The following is a 19,681-nucleotide window of genomic DNA, read 5'->3' as shown; positions in this document are numbered from 1 at the left end:
GCGGGCGGGCTAACCTGGCCCGCGTGCTCCGAACCGTCGCCGCCACCGCCTATCTGACCCCGTTCCGGGAGGGTGGGTCCTTACCCGGGCTGGTCGAGGCGGACGACGACGGGATGTACGTGGTCAAGTTCCGCGGCGCCGGTCAGGGCACCGCGTCGCTGGTCGCCGAGGTGGTGGTGGGCGAGCTGGCCCGCCGGCTCGGCGTGCGGGTGCCGGAACTGGTCCGGATCACGATCGACGCCCGCACGGCCCGGCTGGAGCCGGACGAGGAGGTCCAGGAGCTGCTGTCGAACAGCGCGGGCGAGAACCTGGGCATGGACTACCTGCCCGGCTCGTTCGGCTACGACGGCATGCACTGGCAGCCACCGGCCGAGGACGCCGCCCGGATCCGCTGGATCGACGCGTTCAGCGCGAACATCGACCGCACCTGGCGCAATCCGAACCTGCTGATCTGGCACCGCGACCTGTGGGCCATCGACCACGGCGCCTCGCTGGTGTTCCAGCACGCCTGGCCGCCGGTGGAGCGCTGGGCCACCCGGCGCTACGACCTGAGCGAGCACATCCTGGCCCCGGTGGCCGACACCCTGTCCCGTGACGCCCTGGACGCCCTCGACGCCGACCTGGCCGCCCGGGTGACCCCGGAGGCCCTCGGGGAGGTGCTGGCGCTGGTGCCCGGCGACTGGCTGCTGTCGATGAACGCGGCGATCGGCGACGATCGCGACGCCGACGCCTGGCGCGCCCGGTACCAGGAGTACCTGCTGGCCCGGCTGCGCGAGCGCACCAGCTGGCGGCCCGAGCTGGCCGAGGTGACCCGATGAGCGCCCGGGGCGGGCTGAGCAGCGGGCTGAACAGCGAACCGGCGGTGGCCAACGTGGACGACGGCCAGGCCGGGCCCAAGCCCTTCTCCTACGCGCTGGTGCGGGCCGTGCCCCGGGTGGAGCGCGGGGAGTTCGTGAACGTGGGCGTGGTGCTCTACTCGCAGCACCACGACTTCCTGGCCTGCACCCGTGAGATCAGGCCCGAGCGGCTGCGGAGCCTGGACCCGGGGATCGACCTCGACCTGCTGGAGGCCGTGCTGCAGGGCTTCTGCTCGGTCTGCGAGGGGGCGCCCGCCGCCGGGCTGATCCGCGAGCAGCCGCTGCGGGCCCGGTTCGGCTGGCTCACCGCCCCCCGCAGCAGCGTGGTCCAGACCGGGCCGGTGCACTCCGGTCTGGCCGCCGACCCGAAGGCCGTGCTGACCGGACTGCACCGGCGTCTCGTGCTCCTGGCCTGATTCAGCGGTTCAGGTCACGGTCAGCGCATGGTGTCGGTCGGGCTCTGGTAGGTGCCGTACGCGCTGCCCGCGGGCTCCTTCGGCAGCAGCAGCCACAGCACCGGGTAGATCAGGATCTGGCTGCCGGGGATCACGATCAGGCTGATCACGAAGATCAGGCGCATCATGGTGGCGCCGATCCCGAACCGGCGGGCCAGGCCGGCGCAGACCCCGGCCAGCATCCCGCCGTGCCGCGGACGGTAGAGGCCCTGGGCGTACATGTTGCGATGAACACTGTTCATGGCGTGGTCACGTCCTCGCTGAGTCAAGATGGGCTGACTCGTCCACCCTCCTTCACCTGTGACCACTGAGCACATCGGGATTTACCCCCGGGGCACCCTGACCCGCCCGTCAGTTGCCCTGACCGGGCGCATTGCCGGGGATCAGCCCGCTGAACGGGGTGAGCAGGGCGAAGACCAGGGTGATCACCAGCACGACGACCGCGGCCGGCAGGAGCCGGCGCCAGTCGCGCCGGGCCCGCGGGCGCAGAGCGTGCCGGGCCCGGCCACCGACCGGCTCGGTCTGCGGCTGGACGGCCCAGTACACGCAGACCAGGGCCGCGGTGAGCCCGGCGTACTGGCAGAACTCGGCCCACTCCTGCAGCCGGCCGTAGAAGCCGAATCCCTCGGGCACGAACAGGCCGAGGAACCGGTAGCCGACGATGGTGAGGAAGAGCGGCACGGTGCACAGCGGCGGGGCGGCGATGCGCCAGGAGGAGTCCGGCCGGACCCGCCCCAGCCGGGCGTACAGGGCGAGGGCGCTCATCCCCAGACCGATCACCACCTGAAGACCCCGGAAGACGGCCTCAGGGTCGAAGCCGGAGTCGAAGTTGTGCAGGTTGGCCTCGGCCTGCCGGTTGCCCTCGAACCCGCCCGGGGTGGCGAAGCCGAACACCCGCTGGGCCCAGGAGATCTCCTCCCCCGCCAGGAAGAACCAGGCCAGCCCGCTGAGCAGGAGCAGACCGGCGAGCAGGGGACGGCCCCCGCGCAGGGCCGGGCGGACCGACATCAGGGCGACCACGCAGATGAAGAGGCAGCCGGCGAACTGGGCCCACTCGACCGGCCAGTCCTCGTGGAGCATCTTGTCGTACTCGGGACGGAAGACCACGGCGCTCGCGAGCAGCACGGCCAGGCTGGTCAGGGGCAGCCAGAACAGGTTCCAGGTGAGGCGCCGGCCGAACCCGTCGGTGGCCGCGTCGTGCTCCAGCTGTTCCCGGAGCCCGGCGCGCCGGTCTCGGCCGGAGACGGCTCCGGCCCGTTCGGTCGCACCCGACCACGTCTGAACCATGAAGCCTCCCCACCCGGTGAACGCCAGGTGGACGAGGCACGACGAACAGGCCAATCCACCACGGACTGGCCGACAATAGCCGGGGAGAATGAGGGAAATATTAGGAGAACATTCGGTTTTCCGGGTTCCCATCGGGCACCTGCCCGCCACGTGAGGGATGGCGGGCGGGGGTTCCGGACCGGATCACGCCTGAGCCGGCCCGGCCGGGTAGGGGTAGAACCTGACGCTGCGTCAGGGAGCCTCGGAATCGAGTGTGACGTGGATCTCGTTGCCGAGCCGGTGGTCGTTCAGCAGGGAGAGGCTGTCACCGCTCCAGAACCGGCCCGGGTCGTACCAGCCCGGTGGGCGGTCGTCCGGCAGCAGGCCCATCGCCTGGTAGGTGGCGGCCACTACCTCGGCGCAGTACGCCGTCTCCAGGGCCACCGCCTCGTCGGTGCGGCCGGACCGGCGCAGCGCCCGCACCACCTTCTTGCTGCCGATCCACCGGGTCATCAGGCCGACCGTGCTCGGGAAGGGCGTGCCCGCCATCCGCGCGACCGTGCGCAGCACGGCGTCCTCCGCCTCCCGGCCCACCTCCGGGTCGAGCTGGCGGAACCAGGCGCGCTGGCCGTACTTCGTCACCCAGGTGGTCACCGCGGCCGACAGGTCGTGCAGCTGGGCACCGCGATGGTGCTCGCCGACCCAGACGTCGGGCAGGGACCGGCCGAGCTCGGCATGCCACATCAGCGGTGGCAGATCGTCCAGTACCACTGCCATGCCGACGTGGTTGACCGGAGCGTTGGTCAGCGCCTGGATGGCCCGGTCGGCATGGCTGCGGCCACGGAAGAGCCAGAGATCTCCGGTGCGGGTCGCGGCGGCGGCCTGAGACAGGGAAAGCGGCTGGAGCGGCTGCTGGGCGGGCACAGCACATACCCTAGGCCGATGGCGCAGCGACGCATCGCATGGTGGAAGCTTCTGGGAATGGCCGGCGTGGCCGGGGTGGCCGCGGGTGGTGTGCTCGTGGCCCGCAACGAGCGGCAGCGCAAGGCCTACACCTCCGACGAGGTGCGGGCCCGGCTGCAGGAGCGGATGAGCCAGGCCAACGGGGAGCCGGACGGCACCGAAGAGGCCACCGGGCAGCCGTAGGGCCTTCTTCTGCGCCGCGGGGTACAGCAGGCTGTACCCCGTTTCCGGCAGCTGGGGGTATCGGCCCGGCCGGGCCTCGTCCGTAGCGTTGAACCCGACGCAAGACGCACGAAAACCCTGCCGGACAAGGAGAAGTCCCATGTCGGAGAACACCACCCCGCAGACCGGTTCCGCCCTGGTCGGCCTGGCCTGGCTGGCCGTGGTGATCGGGGTCGTCGGCAACGCCGTGGCCTCGTTCTCGCCCCACGCCGAGACGATCCAGCTGGGCCTCAGCGCGCTCACCGCGGTCGGCATCATCACCCTGGTCACGCACTGGCTGCGCCGGCGATGAGCGCAGTCCTGACCGGTCCTCCGGCGATCCGGCTGACCGACGTGGCCAAGGTCTACCGCACCGGCGCGGCCGAGGTCACCGCCCTGCACCGGGTCTCGGTCGAGGTCCGGCGCGGCGAGTTCCTCGCCGTGATGGGCCCTTCCGGTTCCGGCAAGAGCACCCTGATGCACTGCGCGGCCGGGCTGGACACGCCCAGCAGCGGTGAGGTCGAGGTCGACGGAGTGGCCATCGGTGGGCTGAGCGAGACCCGCCGCACCGAACTGCGGCGCGAGCGCATCGGTTTCGTGTTCCAGTCGTACAACCTGATCTCGTCGCTGACCATCGCCGACAACATCACGCTGCCGCTGCGGATGGCCCGGCGCCGCGCCGACCCGGCCTGGGTGGCCGAACTGGTCGAGCGGGTGGGCCTGACCGAGCGGCTGCACCACCGCCCGGCCGAGCTGTCCGGCGGTCAGCAGCAGCGGGCGGCCATCGCCCGGGCCCTGGTCGCCCGGCCGGCCGTGGTCTTCGCCGACGAGCCGACCGGGGCGCTCGACCTGCGGGCGGCCCGCGAGGTGCTGGCCCTGCTGCGCCGGATGGTCGACGAGCTGAACCAGACCGTGGTGATGGTCAGCCACGACCCGGCTGCCGCCGCGCACGCCGACCGGGCGCTGGTGATGGCCGACGGGCGGATAGTGCAGCAGCTGCACTCCCCCACCGCGGCCGAGCTCGCCGCCGGCCTGATGGCCACGCAGGAAGCCGTCGCTGCGGCCCCGGGAGTCTGAGATGTTCTACGTGGCAAGAAGAATGGCCAGGCGGCGGATTGCCGCCCTGATCGCCGTGGTCAGCGCGGTGCTGGGTGGGGCGGCGCTGATCACCACCACCGGTGTGCTGGGCGAGTCCGGCCTGCGCTCGCACCCACCGGTCACCCGGCTGGCCGGGGCCGATCTCCTGATCGGGGCCGACCAGACCTTCGGCAGCGGGATCGAGGCCCTCGCCCTGCCCGAGCGGGCCGGGCTGCCCGACCGCCTGGTGGGCGATCTGGCCGCGCTGCCGGGAGTGAGCGCGGCGGTGGGCGACGTCAGTTTCCCCGCCGCACTGCTCGGTTCCGACGGGCAGCCGGTGGCCGCCGGGCCGGACCCGGCCACTGCCGGGCACGGCTGGGCGTCTGCCTCGTTGGCCGGCCCGGTCACCGGCGAGCAGCCTCGGCAGGCTTCCGACGTCGCACTGGGTGAGTCACTGGCCCGCGCGGCCGGGCTGACCGTGGGCGAGAAGGCCGAACTGGTGGTCGCCGGGAGTTCTTTCTCGGGAACGGTTTCTGCCCTCGTCGGATCCGGTGACACCGGCATCTACTTCAGCGAACCAGCTGCCGCCGAGTTCGCGGGAGACACGAACCAGGTCGACCTGATCGGTCTCACTGTCGCTCCCGGACAGCGGGAATCGGTGGTCTCGGCGATCGAGGCCCGCTGGCCCGAGCTGACGGTGGAGGCGGACCGCGGCCGGGGCGACGTGCTCGACCCGCAGATCGGCGGGGCCCGGGCCCTGCTTCTGGCCCTGGCCGGTTCGATGGCCGGAATCACCCTGTTGCTGGTCGGTTTCATCGTGACCGGGGCGCTCGGTGTGTCGATCGACGGCCAGCGCCGCGAGCTCGCCCTGCTCCGCGCGGTCGGCGCCACCCCGTTGCAGATCCGGCGGCTGGCCGCCGGTCAGGCCACGGTGGCCGCGGCCGTCGCCCTGGTGCCCGGCATCGCCCTGGGCCACCTGCTGGCCGAGCAGGCCCGGCGATTCCTGGTGCACCTGGAGATGCTGCCCGAAGGCCTGCCGCTGAGCCTCAGCCCGGTCCCGTCCCTCGCAACGGCCGTTCTCCTGCTGCTCACCGTGCAGATCGCGGCCCGGAGTGCGGCCTGGCGGGTCTCCCGGCGCCCGGCCACCGAGGCCGTGGCCGAGTCCCGCACCGAGGCCCCCACCCACGGTCGGGCCGCTGGCCTGCGCAACGGCGCGGGCCTGCTGCTCATCGTCGCCGGGCTCCTGCTCTCGGTGATCCCGCTGGTGTCCCGCTCGGTGATCGCCGTCTCCAGTTCGGCGCTGGCCGGCATCATCGCGGCGGTCGGCCTGGCGCTGGCCGGTCCCACCCAGTTCCAGGTCCTGAGCGGCCTGCTCATCCGGCATCTGCCCGGCCGGATCTCCCCGCCGGCCTGGCTGGCCGTGTCGAACGTGCACGGTTACGCGCGGCGCTTCGCCGGAGCCGTCACCACGCTGGCGATCGCCGTGGTCTTCGTGATCACCTACACCTTCACCCAGACCTCGCTGATGCGGGCCCAGGCCGTTGACACCGAATCGGGAAGCCTTGCCCAGTACAGCGTCTCGGCCGGAGCGCTCGGCGGCGTCCCGCGGGGCACGGCGCAGCGGCTGAACAACACCCAGGGCGTAGAAGCGGTGGCCGAGGTGCGCAACACAACGCTGGTGCGGGAGTACGACCTGCTCGGCGAGCCCGAGGTGGAGTCCACGTCGGCGCTGGTCGCAGGGCCGGAGCTGGCCTCGGTGGTGGATCTCGACGTCACGGCGGGCTCGCTGGAGGCACTGCGGGGCCAGAGCGTGGCCGCCGGCTCGGCCACCGGTCTGGAGGTGGGCGACCAGACCCGGCTCTACCTCGGTGACGGCACTCCCACCACCGCCCAGGTCGTGGCGGTCTACGACCGGGACCTCGGCTTCGGCACGCTGGTGGCCGCTCCCGAACTGGTGGCCGGGCACGTCTCCGCCCTGCCTGCGTCGGTGCTGGTCCGTACCGACGGCTCGGCCGGGGCCGGGGCCGCGCTCACCGAGAAGATCAGCACTGAGCCCGGTCTCGTGCTGGGCCCGGCCGACCCGGCCCCCAGCGGCCCGAGCGGGATCCCGGCCGACGTCTGGATCAACCTGGCCGCGATCGGTGTGCTGCTCGGCTACCTGCTGCTCGGGATCACCAACAAACTGGTGGCGGCGACCACCGCCCGCCGGGCCGAGTTCGCCACCCTGCGGCTGAACGGCAGCACGGTGGCCCAGATCAGGTCGATGGCCAGGCGCGAGGCCGGGCTGATCACGGCCACCGCGGCGGTGACCGGGCTGCTGCTGGCGGCGATCCCGATGCTGCTGCTCGGCCTGGGGTTGCTGGGCCGGCCCTACCCGGCCGGGCCGCTCTGGCTGGTGCCGCTGACCGTCGCCGTGGTGGTGGCGATCGGCTTCGCCAGCATCGAACTGGCCACCCGGCAGGCCCTTCGCCTGCCCCCGGCCGAGGCCCTGGCCCAGCGCGAATAGGTCCTGAGAGCCGCAGGACAGGACCTAAAGGCGCACCGGCAGTTCGGCCAGGGCGTGGAAGGTGGAGGAGGTCCGCCACCGGGGTACGTCCTGGACCGGGCGGACGTTCGGATGGCGGTCGAAGAGGCGGGTCAGGGCCTCTTCGGCCTCCAGCCGGGCCAGGGCGGCACCCAGGCAGAAGTGGATGCCGGTGCCGAAGCCCAGGTGGCCCGGCCCCTCGCGGGAGAGGTCCAGCCGGTCCGGGTCGGGCCAGCGGCGTTCGTCGCGGGCCGCCCGGTCGAGCTCGACCAGCACGGCCTGGCCCGCCCCGACCCGCACCCCGCCGAGTTCGTGGTCGGTCGTGGCGGTTCGGCCGATCACCCGCACCGGCCCCTCCAGCCGCACCAGTTCCTCGATCGCCCGGGAGGGATTCCGGTGCAGCGCCGGGAGCTGGTCGCGGTGCCGCATCAGGGCCAGGCTGCCGGTGGCGATCAGGTTGGCGGTGGTCTCGTGCCCGGCCGCGAGCAGCAGCATGCAGGTCGCCATCACCTCGTCGACCGTGAGCTCGGTGCGCAGCAGCTGACTGACGAAGTCCTCGCCCTCGCCGCTCTTGCGGGCGGCGAGCACCGGGGTGAGGAACAGGGTGACCTCGAGGCCGGCCGTCACCGCGAGCTCCACGTCCTCCGGCCCGGCGTCGACCTCGAGAAGCCTGACCAGGTCGGGGGTCTGCTCGAGGAAGACCTGGGCCCCCTCGACCCCGACGTCGAGCAGTTCGGCGATCACCGCGAGGGGTACCAGGTAACCGAAGTCGGCCAGCAGATCGACGGCACCGTCCGGCTCGTCGGGCTGGAAATCGTCCTCGATCTGGTCCAGACACGACTCCACGACCGCGGCGACCCGCCCCCGGAAGGCCTCCACCGCCCGGGCACTGAAGGCCGGGGCCACCAGCCGGCGCAGGCGGGTGTGGTCGGGCGGGTCGGTGAAGATCATCATGGACGTCGGCATCCGGGTCATCTCCGGCGGCACCAGCGGGCTGCGGGCCGGGTCGCTGCTCCAGCCCTGACCCCGCAGCACGGCCGAAGCCTCTTCGAAACCGCGCACCCGGAAGGCGCCCAGCTGCTCGTCCCACTGCACCGGCGTGCTCATGAGCGGGCCTCCCGGTAGGCGGCCTCGAGCTCGCCGAGCCGGGTGGCCGGGGCTGCCCCGAGGTCCATCTCCTCGCGGATGCTGCGCCAGTCGCTGGCCGCGTGCAGCCCGGCCAGCACCGAGGTGAGGCCGAGATCGATCCGGCTGAGGGCCAGGTACTCCCCCGGCAGCGCGAGCCGCTGCACCACGGCGGAGTGCGGGCCGCGCGGGGAGAACTCCAGGTCGACGATGCGGGCGGCGAACTCGGGCGTGTAGGTGAAGGGCTGCTCGGCCAGGACCGGGGCCAGCGACTCCCGGGCCCAGGCCAGCAGGGCCTTGGGCTCGGGCGGCTCGCCGGGCACGAAACCCTGCGCGGTGTACTGCTTCAGCAGCTCGTCGGCATCACCGTCGATGGCCGCCTGCACGGCCCGGACCATCCAGCCGACCTGCGCGGTGTCCCAGGTCTTGACGCAGCCGAAGTCGAGGAAGGTGACCGTGCCGTCGGGGTGGAACAGATAGTTGCCCGGGTGCGGGTCGGCGTTGAACCGCCCGAGCCGGCGCAGGCTGCCCAGGGTGAAGCGGTAGACCGCCTCGCCCCACTGGTTCTTCAGCTCCTGGTCGGCCTGCCGGGCCTGGGCCCAGCGCATGCCGTCGCTGCGCTCCATGGTGAGCACCCGGGCGGTGCTGTACTCCGGCAGCACCTCGGGCACCCGGGCGAACGGGTGCCCCCGGTAGGCGTCGGCGAAGGCCTGCTGGTTCACCGCCTCGACCCGGTAGTCGATCTCCTCACCGATCCGCTCGGTGACCTCGGCCGCCAGCGCCCGCGCGTCGGTGTGCCCGAGGTCGGGCAGCACCCCGCGGATCAGCTGGAAGAACGTGGCCAGGAGCTCGGCGTTGGCCAGGTCGGCGCGGATCGCCTCGTCCACTCCGGGGTACTGGATCTTGACCACCACGCGGCGGCCGTCGTGCGTGGTGGCGGCGTGCACCTGGCCGATCGAGGCGGCGGCCAGCGGGTCGGGCTCGAACTCGGCGAAGACCTCCTGCGGGGGCGCGCCCAGCTCGGCCGTGACCACCCCGGCGGCCAGCTCCGGCTCCATCGGCGGCGCGTCGTCCTGCAGACGGGCCAGGGCGGCCTGGTAGACCGACTGGCTGCTGCCCTCGACCAGGGAGCCCAGCGACACGAAGGAAAGGATCTGGCCGGCCTTCATCAGGACGCCCCGGGACCGGCCGAGCGACTCCGCGTACCTCTCGGCGCCCCGCTGGTGCACGCCGGCGCGGTCCTTGCGGCGCAGCGCGGAGATCACCGCCTCGCCCGCCGTCCTTCCGGTCAGGGCCACCAGCGGCGCCGCCCGGGCCACCCGGCCGGTACGGATGCGTCCCGGCCCGCCGCTCCCGGCCCGCACCGGGGTGCGCTGCCCAGCGGGCTGATCGGCTTCTGGCATGAGCCCTCCCGTCACCGACTCAGTGGTCACTGAGTCGTCCTCAGTGTTTACTTGGGCCGTGAGCTCGTCAACCGCAACCCGCGACCGGATCCTCGATGCGGCCATGCAGCTGTTCAGCGAGCACGGCTTCCGCGGCACCAGCGTCGCCGCGATCGAGCGGGCGGCCGGGCTCACTCCGGGTGCGGGCGGGCTCTACCACCACTTCCGCACCAAGGAGGCGGTGCTCAGCGAGGCCCTGGAGCGCCACCTGGGCCGGCTCGGCGCCCTGCGCGACATCCGCAGGCTCTTCGCCGGGGTACAGGACCTCGAGGTCGAGCTGACCCTGATCGCCCGGTACGTGCTGGCCGAGCTGGAGGCCGAGAGCGAGCTGGTGCAGGTGCTCACGATCGAGGGCCGCGCCCGTCCCGACCTGGTCGGGCAGACCGTGCAGCGGCTGGTCGGCAGCTCGGTGGAGGAGTTCACCGCCTGGCTGGTGCAGGACTGGGGTGTACCGGAGGAACAGGCCCGCCCGATCGCGGCCATCGCTCTGCCGTCACTCTTTTCGCACCGCCTGGTCTGCCCCTCGCTGCTGGGCACGGACGAGTTCGTGGCCGCCTGGGTGGGCACCTTCGGCCGCGCCCTGACCCAGCCCTCCTGAATTCACAGTTTCCTTCACCGCAGGTCAGCGGCCACCGGCGGAATCCGGCCGGCGCGGGTTTGCCAAACTCCCAGCAGGACGGCGGCCAGTGGGTTCTCATGTGTATGTGAGCGGTTTCGGACCGGTTTTCCACTGATCCGCACAACGCATCCAGAGCGGGCCGGGGGGCCTGCATCGATCGTCACACCGGGCTCCGGTGGCGATCCACCGCGTCCAAAAGCTTTCTTATTCGCTGATTCTCCTGCGTATGGAGGTCTCACCCATGTTCACCCGCACCGCCCGCGCCGGCCTGGCCGTTCTGGCCACCCTGGGCGCCACCGTCTCGGCCCTGGCGCTGGCCGCCGGCCCGGCCAGCGCGAAAACCGCTGCCGAATGCCAGATCACGGGCATGTACCCGAGCGGCAAGATCGCTGTGGGCCCGAACGGCAAGGAGGTCACGTTCCGGATGGACTCGAACTGCCCGGCCGGCTCGAAGATCGCCTGGTACTACATCGCCCAGTACCCGCCGAACGTGCCGCACAGCTCCACCTTCCCGCTCTACATGTTCGCCAACTACGAGGTCAGCACGGCCAGCCACTTCCAGGTGCAGCGCGAAGGGGTGTTCACCCTGAGCTCGGGTCTGGCCGGCAACGAACTGGCGGGCGTGCCGATCGAGGGCGGGGTGACGGCCTTCGTCGACACCGGCGCGCCCGACCACCAGGACGAGGAGTACCTGGAGGGCTTCAGCAGCAACCTGACGCTGCTGCGGGCCACCCGGATCACCGGCTTCACGGCCGACAAGAGCACCGTGAACAGCGGCGAGTACATCACTTTCAGCGGCAACACCCAGCGCGCCAACTGGGAGACGCACAAGTGGCGCACGTTCGACAGCCACGGTGACAGCCTGCAGTTCCGGCCGGAGGGCTCGAACCGGTGGACGTCTCTGGGCACCGATGTCACGACCCACCAGGCCACCGTCTCGGGCGACTACCGGATGCACTACGCCGGGGACGACTGGAGCGGCTCGTCGGTCAGCAAGGTCGTGCACGTCACGGTGAACTGAGCCGCGCGGGCGGGCCGGGCCGATGCCCGGCCCGCCTCAGGCCTGTCTCAGGCCGGCCTGGGGGCGGCCACGCTGCCTCGGGGACGGGGCTCGGGCACCAGAACCGTGCGCTGCTTGCCGCTGGCCTTCTTGTCGATCGCGTTCACGGCGTGACTCACCACCGCCGCCACCAGGTCGTCGATCGGCCACTGGTAGCTGGACAGCGGCGGGGTGAGCAGACGGCCGGCCGGCAGGTCGTCGTAACCCACCACCGAGATGTCTTCCGGCACCGACCTTCCCAGCTCACGGGCGGCCAGGTACACGCCGAAGGCGATCGAGTCGGCCAGACAGAAGAAGGCCGTGGGCGGGGCGGGCTCGGCCAGCAGCTGACGCACCACCGCGGCCGCGCCGTCCAGGTCGTGCGGGCAGGTGCGCACCACCGCAGAGAGCCCCAGCTCGGGTGCCACCTGCTGGACGATCTGCTCGGCCGGGCGGTCCGGGGTGGCCCGGTCGGTGGGGGTGAGCACGGTGACCCGGGTGTGCCCGGCGGCCGACAGCATGCGCAGGCCGTGGCTGACCCCGGTGACGTTGTCGAACACCACCTCGGCGGCCGCGGGCGCGCCGGGCAGGCCGTCGCCCACCGCGACCAGGGCCGTGCGCTCGGCGATCTCGGCCCAGTGCGGGGCGTTGGGATCGACCGGGAGGACGACCAGGGCATCGGCCCGCTGGTCGACCATGCGCTTGGCCAGCGTGGTCTCGCGCTCGGGATCGTTGCCCGCGTCGAGCGTGACCGGGTTACGCCCGGCCCCCAGCAGCCCCCGGCCCAACGCGGCGGCCACCTGCTGCTGCCAGCCGTCGGCCAGCGACCCGCAGAGCACCCCGATGGTCTCGGTGCGCCCGGAGGCCAGCGCCCGGGCGATCGGGTCGGCCTCGTAGCCCAGCCGCTTGGCGGCCTCCCGCACCCGCGCCTGCGTCTCCTCGGTGACCTGCAGCCCGCGCAGGGCGTAGCTGACTGCCGCCGGGGACAGGCCGGTTTCCTCGGCGATGTCGCGCAGCGTCGGACGGTGACGCCCCTGATTCATGCCGTCACGGTAACCGGGATCACCGACAGTCCCCCCTTGTGATGATCATGGTGAAGCGCTTCAATGGATTCCGGTGAAGCGCTTCACTGCAGTTCAGGACCGATTACCGATCAGTCCGGCGAATTGCGGGCGTCAGCCGATGTTCATCGCGGCGACGCGCCCACCAGGAAGCTTGCACAGGATCGCACGAGCCGGTTGAATAAGTCTATAGAGTTAGTCGGAAATGCAGGTCAGGCCTAGGGGAGGTCCGGAATGCGGAAAGGTGGTCAGTGTGTCGTCGCGTCCGGCCGAGCCGTGCGATGTCCACCAGCACCTCTGGCCACCGGCCCTCGTCGAGGCACTCCGGGCCCGCCGGGAACCACCCTTTCTCCGCGGATACACCCTGCACCTGAAGGGCGAACCGGCCTACCAGGTGAACCCGGCCGACCACGATGTCGCCGCCCGGCTGGAACTCCAGGCCGGTGTCCGGGCCCTGGTATCGCTGTCCAGCCCCCTGGGGCTGGAAGACCTGCCGCCGGCTGAGGCCCGCCCTCTCCTGGACGCCTGGCACACCGGGGCCCAGGAGTTCCCGTCGGGCTTCGGCGCCTGGGCCGCGGTCGGCCGGATCGAGCCGGACCTGACCGGGCTGGCCGAGCTGCTGCGCGGATCCTTCGTGGGTCTGCAGGTGCCGGCCACCTGGATGGCCACCCCGCGGGCCCTCGAGGCCCTCGCCCCGGTACTCCAGGTGTGTGAATCGGCCGGTAGGCCCGTGCTGGTCCATCCCGGCCCGGCCGCGCCGACCGACGAGGAACTGCCCGGCTGGTGGCCGGCCGTCGTGGACTACACCGCCCAGCTGTCCGCGGCCTGGTGGTCCTGGCACCACACCGGCCGCGCGCTGCTGCCGGAGCTGCGGATCGGGTTCGTGGCGGGCGCCGGCCTGGCCCCGCTGCAGCACGAACGGCTGACCGCCCGGGGCGGGCGGCTCGGCCGGACCGACCGGAACGTCTTCGTCGAGACCTCCAGCTACGGCCCGCAGGCCGTGGACGCGCTGATCCGGGCCCTCGGGATCGACGCGGTGATCCGCGGCAGCGACCGCCCCTACGCAGAACCAGCTCCACTCGGCTTCGGGAACGCAGCCGACCACGCCATCGATGTGAGCAACCCGCAGCGCTTCCTGACCGGAGGTACGCCATGACCGAGACCATCACCTCGCAGACTCCCGGCGCGACCGGCACGACCGCCGTGGCCGCCCTGGAGGACCTGCCCACCCGGGTCCTGACCCGGCAGGAACTGCGCGACCTGGTCACCGCCATCGCCGACGACCCGGCGGCCTGGCAGCCGCACGTGGCCTATGACGACGAGCACCGGCACTACGTCTGCCTGCACCGCGACGCGAACGTGGACGTCTGGGTGCTGTGCTGGACCCCGAGCAACGACACCGGCTGGCACGACCACGACGTCTCCTCCGGCGCCGTGGCGGTGGCGCACGGCGAGGTGACCGAGCACAACCTGGTGATCGGCAGCGCGGCCCTGGAGGTCCGGGTGCCGGCCGGCCACTCGTTCAGCTTCGGCCCGGACCACATCCACCGGATGACCGGGGTGGCCGAGGGCAGCGTCTCGATCCACGCCTACTCGCCGCCGCTGTGGCGGATGGGCCAGTACGCGATCAGCACCACCGGGGTGCTGCGCCGCACGTCGGTCTCCTACGCGGACGAGCTGCGGCCGATCGACGAGCCCTTCCCCCAGGACCAGGAGCGCCTGCGGGACGCGGCGCTCAGCTCCTGACCTCAGCTGTATCGCGGATTCGCTCGCACTGCTCAACCTTTGGCGGCCGGCAGCCCTTCCCCCTGAGTGGGCGGGACTGCCGGCCGCGCGCTGTACTCAGCGGGCGGGCTCGTACTCCTCGACCAGGTCGGCCAGCACCGGCAGCAGATCCTGCGCCAGGGTCAGGTCGCCGGTGAGGTCGCGGTCGGCCGGGTTGTCCCCCAGCGGCTTACAAGCTTCGAGAAGCCTTCCCCAGGGCGCGCTCTCGGTCTTCGTCCCCTGCATCCGCAGCGCCCTCACGGCAGCGACGAGTTCGCACGACAGCGCCGTGGCGTAGGCGTCACCCGCGGTCAGCAGCTGCACGGCCGAGCGGGAGGCGAAGCTGGCGTGCTCCTCGGTGCCGCGGGAGAGGCTCACCGAGCCGAGCGAGGCCGGGGTGGCGGCCGACCGCAGTTCGGCCAGGGCCGATGCGGCCAGGTACTCCAGCATCATCACGCCCGAGGCCCCGGGCGTTCCGTCGCCCAGGAAGGGCGGCAGGCCGGTGGCCGCCGGATCGACCAGCATGGCCAGCCGGCCCTGCAACAGTGAGGCCGACTGGGCCGTCGCGATCGCCGCACTGTCGCAGCCCAGCGCCACCGCCGGGATGTGAAATCCGCCGTGGTGCGCCACGACCGGCTCCGGATCCGGCCCGAGCACCGCCGGACCGGCCAGGATCACCGGGTTCTCGGCGGCCGCGTTCAGGTGCGCCCCCACCACCCGGTCGAGCTGCTGCAGCGTCTCCAGCAGCAGCCCGTTCACCTGGGGCAGGCACCGCATGCCGAAAGGGTCCTGGATCCGGGCCGGTTCGCCGTCCGGACCGTCCTGGCCGGCCTCGGTGACCAGCCCGGTGACCACCCGGCAGACCCGGCGCACCCCGATCCCGGGCGTCACCCGGGCCACCGCCGGGCCGAAGGCCTCCCAGTTCGCCCGCACCGCCACCCCGGTCAGCGTGGCCACCGCGAGCGCGGCCCGGGCCAGGGTCTGCAGGCGGGCGGTGGCCAGGGCGGCGTCGGCCAGGGTGGCGGCGTTGGAGCTGAGGAACGGCAGCGCGTCGTGGATGCCGAGCACGGTGGGGCGCAGCGGGTTGGTCAGCGGCGCCTCGCCCAGGATGCCCAGCGCGGTGGTCGCCATCGCGGTGAGGTCGCCGGTGCCGATGCCTGCGTGCTCGCGGATCGGGGGCAGGGCGTCGGCGTTGATCATCGCGACCAGGCCGTCGATCGCGGCCATCGAGATCCCGCTGCCGCCGGCCGCGAGCTGGTTCAGCCGCACCACCAGGGTGGCCCGGATCCGGATGTCGTTGCGGATCTGCCCGGCACTGGTGGCGTGGCTGCGCAGCAGGCCGAGGGTGTACCGGGCGGCCTCGGTGGCGGGCAGCGCCACCTCGCGGTTGGCCCCCACTCCGGTGGTGCGGCCGTAGACCGGGCGCAGCCCCACGGCCGCGTTCGCGGCCTGGTGGGAGGCTGCGGCCCGGCGGCGCGCAGTGGGCGTGATCCGCACCTTCAGCGGCGCGTCGACCCGGGCCACGAGCTTGCGGGTGGTCAGGGTGCGGCCGTCGATCGTCATCGCCGGAACCCCCGAGCGGCGGGTGCGGGCCGGTGGGGCCGCATCGGCGGCAGCGGCCGCCGCGGCCCGGTCGGCCGGAGTCTGCTCCATGGCCACGCTTCGCTCCCGATTCACCTCAACAGACAACGGCCGTCCCGGAAGGGATCTGGACGTCGTCACGCTTTTCTCACCGGACTGAGCCTAGTTTTCACTGACCGGCAATGTGTTTCCGATGGATGAAAATATAGCTCCGGCCGAGACGGCACTCTTCATCCTTGGTAGAAAAGGTGCTCCACCGATCGAGAGGGGCGCCGAAGATGCCCGGCAAGCCCCCTGCCAGCTCTTCCACCAGGTCCGTCGAACGTGCGCTGGCCCTGCTGGCCGCCGTCTGCACCGGCGGCAACGAGGGCTGCGACACCCTGGTCGAGCTGGCTCGCCTGGTCGACCTGCCGGTGAGCACCACGCTCAGGCTGCTGCGCACGCTGGAACAGGACCAGTTCGTCGCCCGCGCCGACAGCGGGGGCTACCGGCCGGGTCCGCGGATGATGCAGCTGGGCGCCCGCGCCCTCTCGCACGAGCACCTGGTACCGCTGAGCCGCCCGGCGCTCGACGAACTGGTGGCCGCCACCGGCGAGTCGGCCTACCTGAGCGTGCCTGGACCGGGGCAGAGCGCGTTGTATCTGGCTATGGCCCAGGGAACCCACTCAGTGCGGCACGCCGGCTGGGTCGGGCGGTCATTCCCGCTCGACGGCAGCGCAGCAGGCACCGTGCTGCTCGGACAAACCCCCGAGCAGGGCTGGACCAGCATCGCCTCGGGCATCGAGCCGGACGTCACGGCCGTGGCCGCGCCGATCAGCGGGCCAGGCGGGGTGGTGGCGGCGCTCAGCATCGTCGGCCCCACCTACCGGTTGGATCAGGACGCCGTAGGCACCTTCGGCCCCTTGCTCACCCGGCTGGCCCACGGTCTGAGCGAGCACATCGGTGGTCCGGCGCAAACCTCCCTTCCGGCTGAAGCCGGTCCCGGTGGCACGAGTCCGGGCAACCCGACCGACCCGAAACACCCGTTCCCGAACGTGACCACCCACGAACGTCCGGTGAGCGAAATGCCCCAGCACGAGCGTCCTTAAGCAGTTGAGAACCACCGCCGAGCCACTGATGCACCGAGAGCAGAGATGAGCGCATGATCAAGTTTGAATCCGTGGTCAAGAGGTACCCGGACGGCACCGTGGCGGTGAACGGCCTTGACCTGGTCGCCCCGTCCGGCAAGATCACCGTTTTCGTCGGGCCCTCCGGATGCGGCAAGACCACCTCGCTGCGCATGATCAACCGGATGATCGAGCCCACCTCGGGCACCATCTGGCTGGACGACCAGGACACCGGCAAGGTGGACGCGAGCACGCTCCGGCGCGGCATCGGCTACGTGATCCAGCACGCCGGGCTGTTCCCGCACCGCACCATCGTGGACAACATCGCCACCGTGCCGCTGCTGCTGGGCTGGGACAAGAAGAAGGCCCGGGCCCGCTCGCTGGAACTGATGGAACGGGTCGGGCTGGACACGAACTTCGCCAAGCGTTACCCCGCCCAGCTCTCCGGCGGTCAGCAGCAGCGGGTCGGGGTGGCCCGGGCGCTCGCCGCCGACCCGCCGGTGATGCTGATGGACGAGCCGTTCAGCGCGGTCGACCCGGTGGTGCGGGGTGAGCTTCAGGACGAGTTCCTGCGCCTGCAGTCGGAACTGGGCAAGACGATCATCTTCGTCACCCACGACATCGACGAGGCGGTGAAGCTCGGCGACCAGGTGGCCGTGCTCAAGGTCGGTGGCACGCTGGCCCAGCTGGCCTCCCCCGCCGAACTGCTGACCGATCCGGTGGACGACTTCGTGGCCGGGTTCGTCGGGCGCGACCGCGGTTACCGCGCACTGGGTTTCGAGTCCGGCACCCTCGACCCGCAGACCGAGCAGACGGTCAAGCTGGGCGACGACGCGGCCGCCGTGCAGCGGACCGCCCGCGACGGCTGGGCGCTGGCGCTCGACGACGCCCGGCGCCCGCTGGGCTGGGTGCGGGCCGCCGCCATCCCCAGCGGCAAGCTGGTCGCACCAGAACTGTTGCACCGCGGCGGAACTCTGGCCCCGGTGTCGGGTTCACTGCGGGCCGCCCTGGACGCGGCACTCTCCTCGCCCTCCGGCCGCGGAGTGCTGGTGGACGAGAACGGCGCGCTGGTGGGCACGGTCACCGCCGCCGAGGTGGTCGCGCGGATCGAGTCGCACCTGCACGCGCGGCGCGACCAGCACGACGAGGGTGCGGTGACCGGCGGATGATCAACTATCTGAAGAACAACCCGGACAACATCACCCAGTGGTTCTTCGCCCACCTGTGGCTCTCGGTGCTGCCGGTGGCGCTCGGCCTGCTGATCGCGCTGCCGATCGGCTGGGTGGCCAGCCGCTACCGGTGGACGTACCCGCCGATCACCAACCTGGCCGGGCTGCTCTACACGATCCCGTCGCTGGCGCTGTTCATCATCATGCCCTCGATCCTGGGCACGAAGATCCTGTCGCCGATCAACATGGTGGTGGCGCTGACCGTGTACAGCGTGGCGCTGCTGGTGCGGGTGGTCGCCGACGGGCTGAACTCGGTGGCCCCGGACGTGCGGGCGGCCGCCACCGCGATGGGCTTCACCGGGCTGGGCCGCTTCTTGCGGGTCGACCTGCCGATCGCGGTCCCGGTGATCACCGCCGGCCTGCGGGTGGCCACCGTGGCCAACGTCAGCCTGGTCTCGATCGGCGCGCTGATCGGGGTGCCGCAGCTGGGCTCGCTGTTCACCACCGGCTTCGGCCGCTACATCCCCGGCATCGTGCTGCTGGGCGTCCTTCTGTGCCTGGTCCTGGCGCTGGTGCTGGACGGGCTGATCATCCTGGGCAGCCGGCTGCTGACCCCCTGGCAGCGGGCGGTGGCGAAGCGATGATCAACGGCATCGTGGAATGGCTGAGCGACAGCCAGAACTGGTCCGGCCCGGACGGGATCCCCGCCCGGCTCGCCGAGCACCTGCAGTACTCCTTCGAGGCCCTGCTCTTCGTCCTGCTGATCGGCATCCCGCTGGGGCTCTTCATCGGGCACACCGGCCGGGGCGCGGTGGCCGTGGCGGGCACGGCGAACGCACTGCGGGCCCTGCCCACCTTCGGTCTGCTGGTGTACGTGGTCATCCAGTTCTCCGGCAGCCTGCCGGCCGACTGGGCCTACCGGGGACCCGCCCTGCTCGTGCTCGTGGTTCTGGGAGTGCCGGCGGTGCTGTCGAACACCTACGCTGGTGTCCAGAACGTCGACGCGGCGGCCCGGGACGCGGCCAAGGGAATGGGCATGACCGGCTGGCAGGTGCTCTGGCGGGTCGAGGTCCCCAATGCACTGCCGCTGATCCTTTCCGGCGTGCGTAGTTCGATGCTGCAGATCATCGCCACCGCCACCGTTGCGGCCTACGTGACCCTGGGCGGCCTCGGCCGCTACATCATCGACGGCCTTTCCCAGCAGGACTACGCGCAGATGGCGGGCGGCGCCCTGCTGGTGGCCCTGCTCGCGGTCGCCCTCGACCTGGTGTTCGCGGTGGTGCAGCGCTACGTCGTCTCCCGCGGGATCACCGGCCGCTATGCCACTCCGGCGGCCAGCGCCGACGTGACGGCGGCCGAGTCCAAGGTCGCGGTTTGAACCGTTGATCGCATTCTGTGCCGATTCGACACCGAAGACGTTGCCGAGTTGAGA

General features: G+C 71.9%; 21 protein-coding genes. 14 read left to right on the top strand and 7 right to left on the bottom strand.

Features of this window, described 5'->3' with window-relative positions; translation table 11 throughout:
• Window positions 1–23: 23 nt before the first annotated feature.
• Both QSK18_RS06345 and QSK18_RS06340 read left to right on the top strand, forming a co-directional pair.
• Entirely contained in the window at window positions 24–818 is a 795-nt protein-coding gene (locus QSK18_RS06345) for a HipA family kinase (RefSeq protein ID WP_232810226.1), read from the top strand.
• Window positions 815–1,273 (top strand): DUF3037 domain-containing protein, encoded by a 459-nt coding sequence (locus tag QSK18_RS06340; protein WP_285617121.1) that lies wholly within the window; start codon window positions 815–817, stop codon window positions 1,271–1,273. The genes QSK18_RS06345 and QSK18_RS06340 overlap by 4 nt, the downstream gene beginning before the upstream one ends.
• Before the next feature lie 20 nt (window positions 1,274–1,293).
• Here the strand turns inward: QSK18_RS06340 and QSK18_RS06335 are convergent, their stop codons facing one another.
• The 3 genes from QSK18_RS06335 to QSK18_RS06325 form a co-directional block, all read right to left on the bottom strand.
• Window positions 1,294–1,554, bottom strand: coding sequence for a PspC domain-containing protein (locus QSK18_RS06335; RefSeq protein ID WP_285617119.1), 261 nt, complete (start codon window positions 1,552–1,554; stop codon window positions 1,294–1,296).
• 109 nt (window positions 1,555–1,663) lie between these two features.
• On the bottom strand, window positions 1,664–2,599 hold the full coding sequence (locus QSK18_RS06330) for a hypothetical protein (RefSeq protein WP_285617117.1): 936 nt from the start codon (window positions 2,597–2,599) through the stop codon (window positions 1,664–1,666).
• Window positions 2,600–2,830: 231 nt separating this feature from the next.
• The gene (locus QSK18_RS06325; RefSeq protein ID WP_285617115.1) at window positions 2,831–3,502 is read right to left on the bottom strand and encodes a hypothetical protein; all 672 of its coding nucleotides are present in this window, start codon (window positions 3,500–3,502) and stop codon (window positions 2,831–2,833) included.
• An 18-nt stretch (window positions 3,503–3,520) separates the two neighbouring features.
• On the opposite strand from QSK18_RS06325, the gene QSK18_RS06320 reads away from it, so the two are divergent.
• The 4 genes from QSK18_RS06320 to QSK18_RS06305 all read left to right on the top strand — a co-directional run bounded on the left by QSK18_RS06320 (window position 3,521) and on the right by QSK18_RS06305 (window position 7,325).
• Window positions 3,521–3,724 (top strand): hypothetical protein, encoded by a 204-nt coding sequence (locus QSK18_RS06320; RefSeq protein ID WP_285617114.1) that lies wholly within the window; start codon window positions 3,521–3,523, stop codon window positions 3,722–3,724.
• Between the two features lie 139 nt (window positions 3,725–3,863).
• Complete coding sequence (locus tag QSK18_RS06315; RefSeq protein ID WP_285617112.1) at window positions 3,864–4,055, top strand: hypothetical protein; 192 nt, start codon at window positions 3,864–3,866, stop codon at window positions 4,053–4,055.
• On the top strand, window positions 4,052–4,819 hold the full coding sequence (locus QSK18_RS06310; RefSeq protein WP_285617110.1) for an ABC transporter ATP-binding protein: 768 nt from the start codon (window positions 4,052–4,054) through the stop codon (window positions 4,817–4,819). Before QSK18_RS06315 ends, QSK18_RS06310 begins: the two co-directional genes overlap by 4 nt.
• Before the next feature lies 1 nt (window position 4,820).
• Window positions 4,821–7,325 carry an ABC transporter permease gene (locus tag QSK18_RS06305; protein WP_285617108.1) on the top strand — a complete coding sequence of 835 codons (2,505 nt, stop codon included), beginning with the start codon at window positions 4,821–4,823 and terminating at the stop codon, window positions 7,323–7,325.
• A 24-nt stretch (window positions 7,326–7,349) separates the two neighbouring features.
• Here the strand turns inward: QSK18_RS06305 and QSK18_RS06300 are convergent, their stop codons facing one another.
• Both QSK18_RS06300 and QSK18_RS06295 read right to left on the bottom strand, forming a co-directional pair.
• Window positions 7,350–8,450: a cytochrome P450 gene (locus QSK18_RS06300; RefSeq protein ID WP_232810235.1), complete on the bottom strand. Its 1,101-nt coding sequence runs from the start codon at window positions 8,448–8,450 to the stop codon at window positions 7,350–7,352.
• Window positions 8,447–9,871 (bottom strand): ABC1 kinase family protein, encoded by a 1,425-nt coding sequence (locus tag QSK18_RS06295; RefSeq protein WP_285617105.1) that lies wholly within the window; start codon window positions 9,869–9,871, stop codon window positions 8,447–8,449. The genes QSK18_RS06300 and QSK18_RS06295 overlap by 4 nt, the downstream gene beginning before the upstream one ends.
• A 58-nt stretch (window positions 9,872–9,929) precedes the next feature.
• On the opposite strand from QSK18_RS06295, the gene QSK18_RS06290 reads away from it, so the two are divergent.
• Window positions 9,930–10,508 carry a TetR/AcrR family transcriptional regulator gene (locus QSK18_RS06290; RefSeq protein WP_232810237.1) on the top strand — a complete coding sequence of 193 codons (579 nt, stop codon included), beginning with the start codon at window positions 9,930–9,932 and terminating at the stop codon, window positions 10,506–10,508.
• A gap of 247 nt (window positions 10,509–10,755) precedes the next feature.
• Window positions 10,756–11,550: a hypothetical protein gene (locus QSK18_RS06285; RefSeq protein WP_232810238.1), complete on the top strand. Its 795-nt coding sequence runs from the start codon at window positions 10,756–10,758 to the stop codon at window positions 11,548–11,550.
• 47 nt (window positions 11,551–11,597) lie between these two features.
• On the opposite strand, the gene QSK18_RS06280 is transcribed toward QSK18_RS06285, so the two are convergent.
• On the bottom strand, window positions 11,598–12,611 hold the full coding sequence (locus QSK18_RS06280; protein ID WP_232810239.1) for a LacI family DNA-binding transcriptional regulator: 1,014 nt from the start codon (window positions 12,609–12,611) through the stop codon (window positions 11,598–11,600).
• 271 nt (window positions 12,612–12,882) lie between these two features.
• Here QSK18_RS06280 and QSK18_RS06275 point away from each other — a divergent pair, with 271 nt between their 5' ends.
• Both QSK18_RS06275 and QSK18_RS06270 read left to right on the top strand, forming a co-directional pair.
• A complete protein-coding gene (locus QSK18_RS06275; protein ID WP_285617101.1) occupies window positions 12,883–13,785 on the top strand; it encodes an amidohydrolase family protein in 903 nt (300 codons plus the stop codon).
• Window positions 13,782–14,375: a cysteine dioxygenase gene (locus tag QSK18_RS06270; protein WP_232810241.1), complete on the top strand. Its 594-nt coding sequence runs from the start codon at window positions 13,782–13,784 to the stop codon at window positions 14,373–14,375. Before QSK18_RS06275 ends, QSK18_RS06270 begins: the two co-directional genes overlap by 4 nt.
• 96 nt (window positions 14,376–14,471) lie before the next feature.
• On the opposite strand, the gene QSK18_RS06265 is transcribed toward QSK18_RS06270, so the two are convergent.
• Window positions 14,472–16,046: an aromatic amino acid ammonia-lyase gene (locus tag QSK18_RS06265; RefSeq protein WP_285617865.1), complete on the bottom strand. Its 1,575-nt coding sequence runs from the start codon at window positions 16,044–16,046 to the stop codon at window positions 14,472–14,474.
• A 206-nt stretch (window positions 16,047–16,252) separates the two neighbouring features.
• Between QSK18_RS06265 and QSK18_RS06260 the strand changes: the two genes are divergently transcribed.
• Genes QSK18_RS06260 through QSK18_RS06245 form a run of 4 tightly spaced genes read left to right on the top strand, consistent with a single transcriptional unit; the run spans window position 16,253 to window position 19,627 of the window.
• The gene (locus QSK18_RS06260) at window positions 16,253–17,062 is read left to right on the top strand and encodes an IclR family transcriptional regulator (protein WP_285617098.1); all 810 of its coding nucleotides are present in this window, start codon (window positions 16,253–16,255) and stop codon (window positions 17,060–17,062) included.
• Between the two features lie 53 nt (window positions 17,063–17,115).
• A complete protein-coding gene (locus QSK18_RS06255; protein WP_285617096.1) occupies window positions 17,116–18,249 on the top strand; it encodes an ABC transporter ATP-binding protein in 1,134 nt (377 codons plus the stop codon).
• Entirely contained in the window at window positions 18,246–18,893 is a 648-nt protein-coding gene (locus tag QSK18_RS06250) for an ABC transporter permease (RefSeq protein ID WP_285617095.1), read from the top strand. Before QSK18_RS06255 ends, QSK18_RS06250 begins: the two co-directional genes overlap by 4 nt.
• The gene (locus QSK18_RS06245; RefSeq protein WP_232810245.1) at window positions 18,890–19,627 is read left to right on the top strand and encodes an ABC transporter permease; all 738 of its coding nucleotides are present in this window, start codon (window positions 18,890–18,892) and stop codon (window positions 19,625–19,627) included. Before QSK18_RS06250 ends, QSK18_RS06245 begins: the two co-directional genes overlap by 4 nt.
• Window positions 19,628–19,681 lie beyond the last annotated feature (54 nt).

Origin of the sequence: Kineosporia sp. NBRC 101677, from assembly GCF_030269265.1 — a bacterium.
Taxonomy (GTDB): Bacteria; Actinomycetota; Actinomycetes; order Actinomycetales; family Kineosporiaceae; genus Kineosporia; species Kineosporia rhizophila.
Note: the sequence above shows the minus strand (reverse complement) of the source record. Positions and strands in the feature narration are given on the sequence as shown.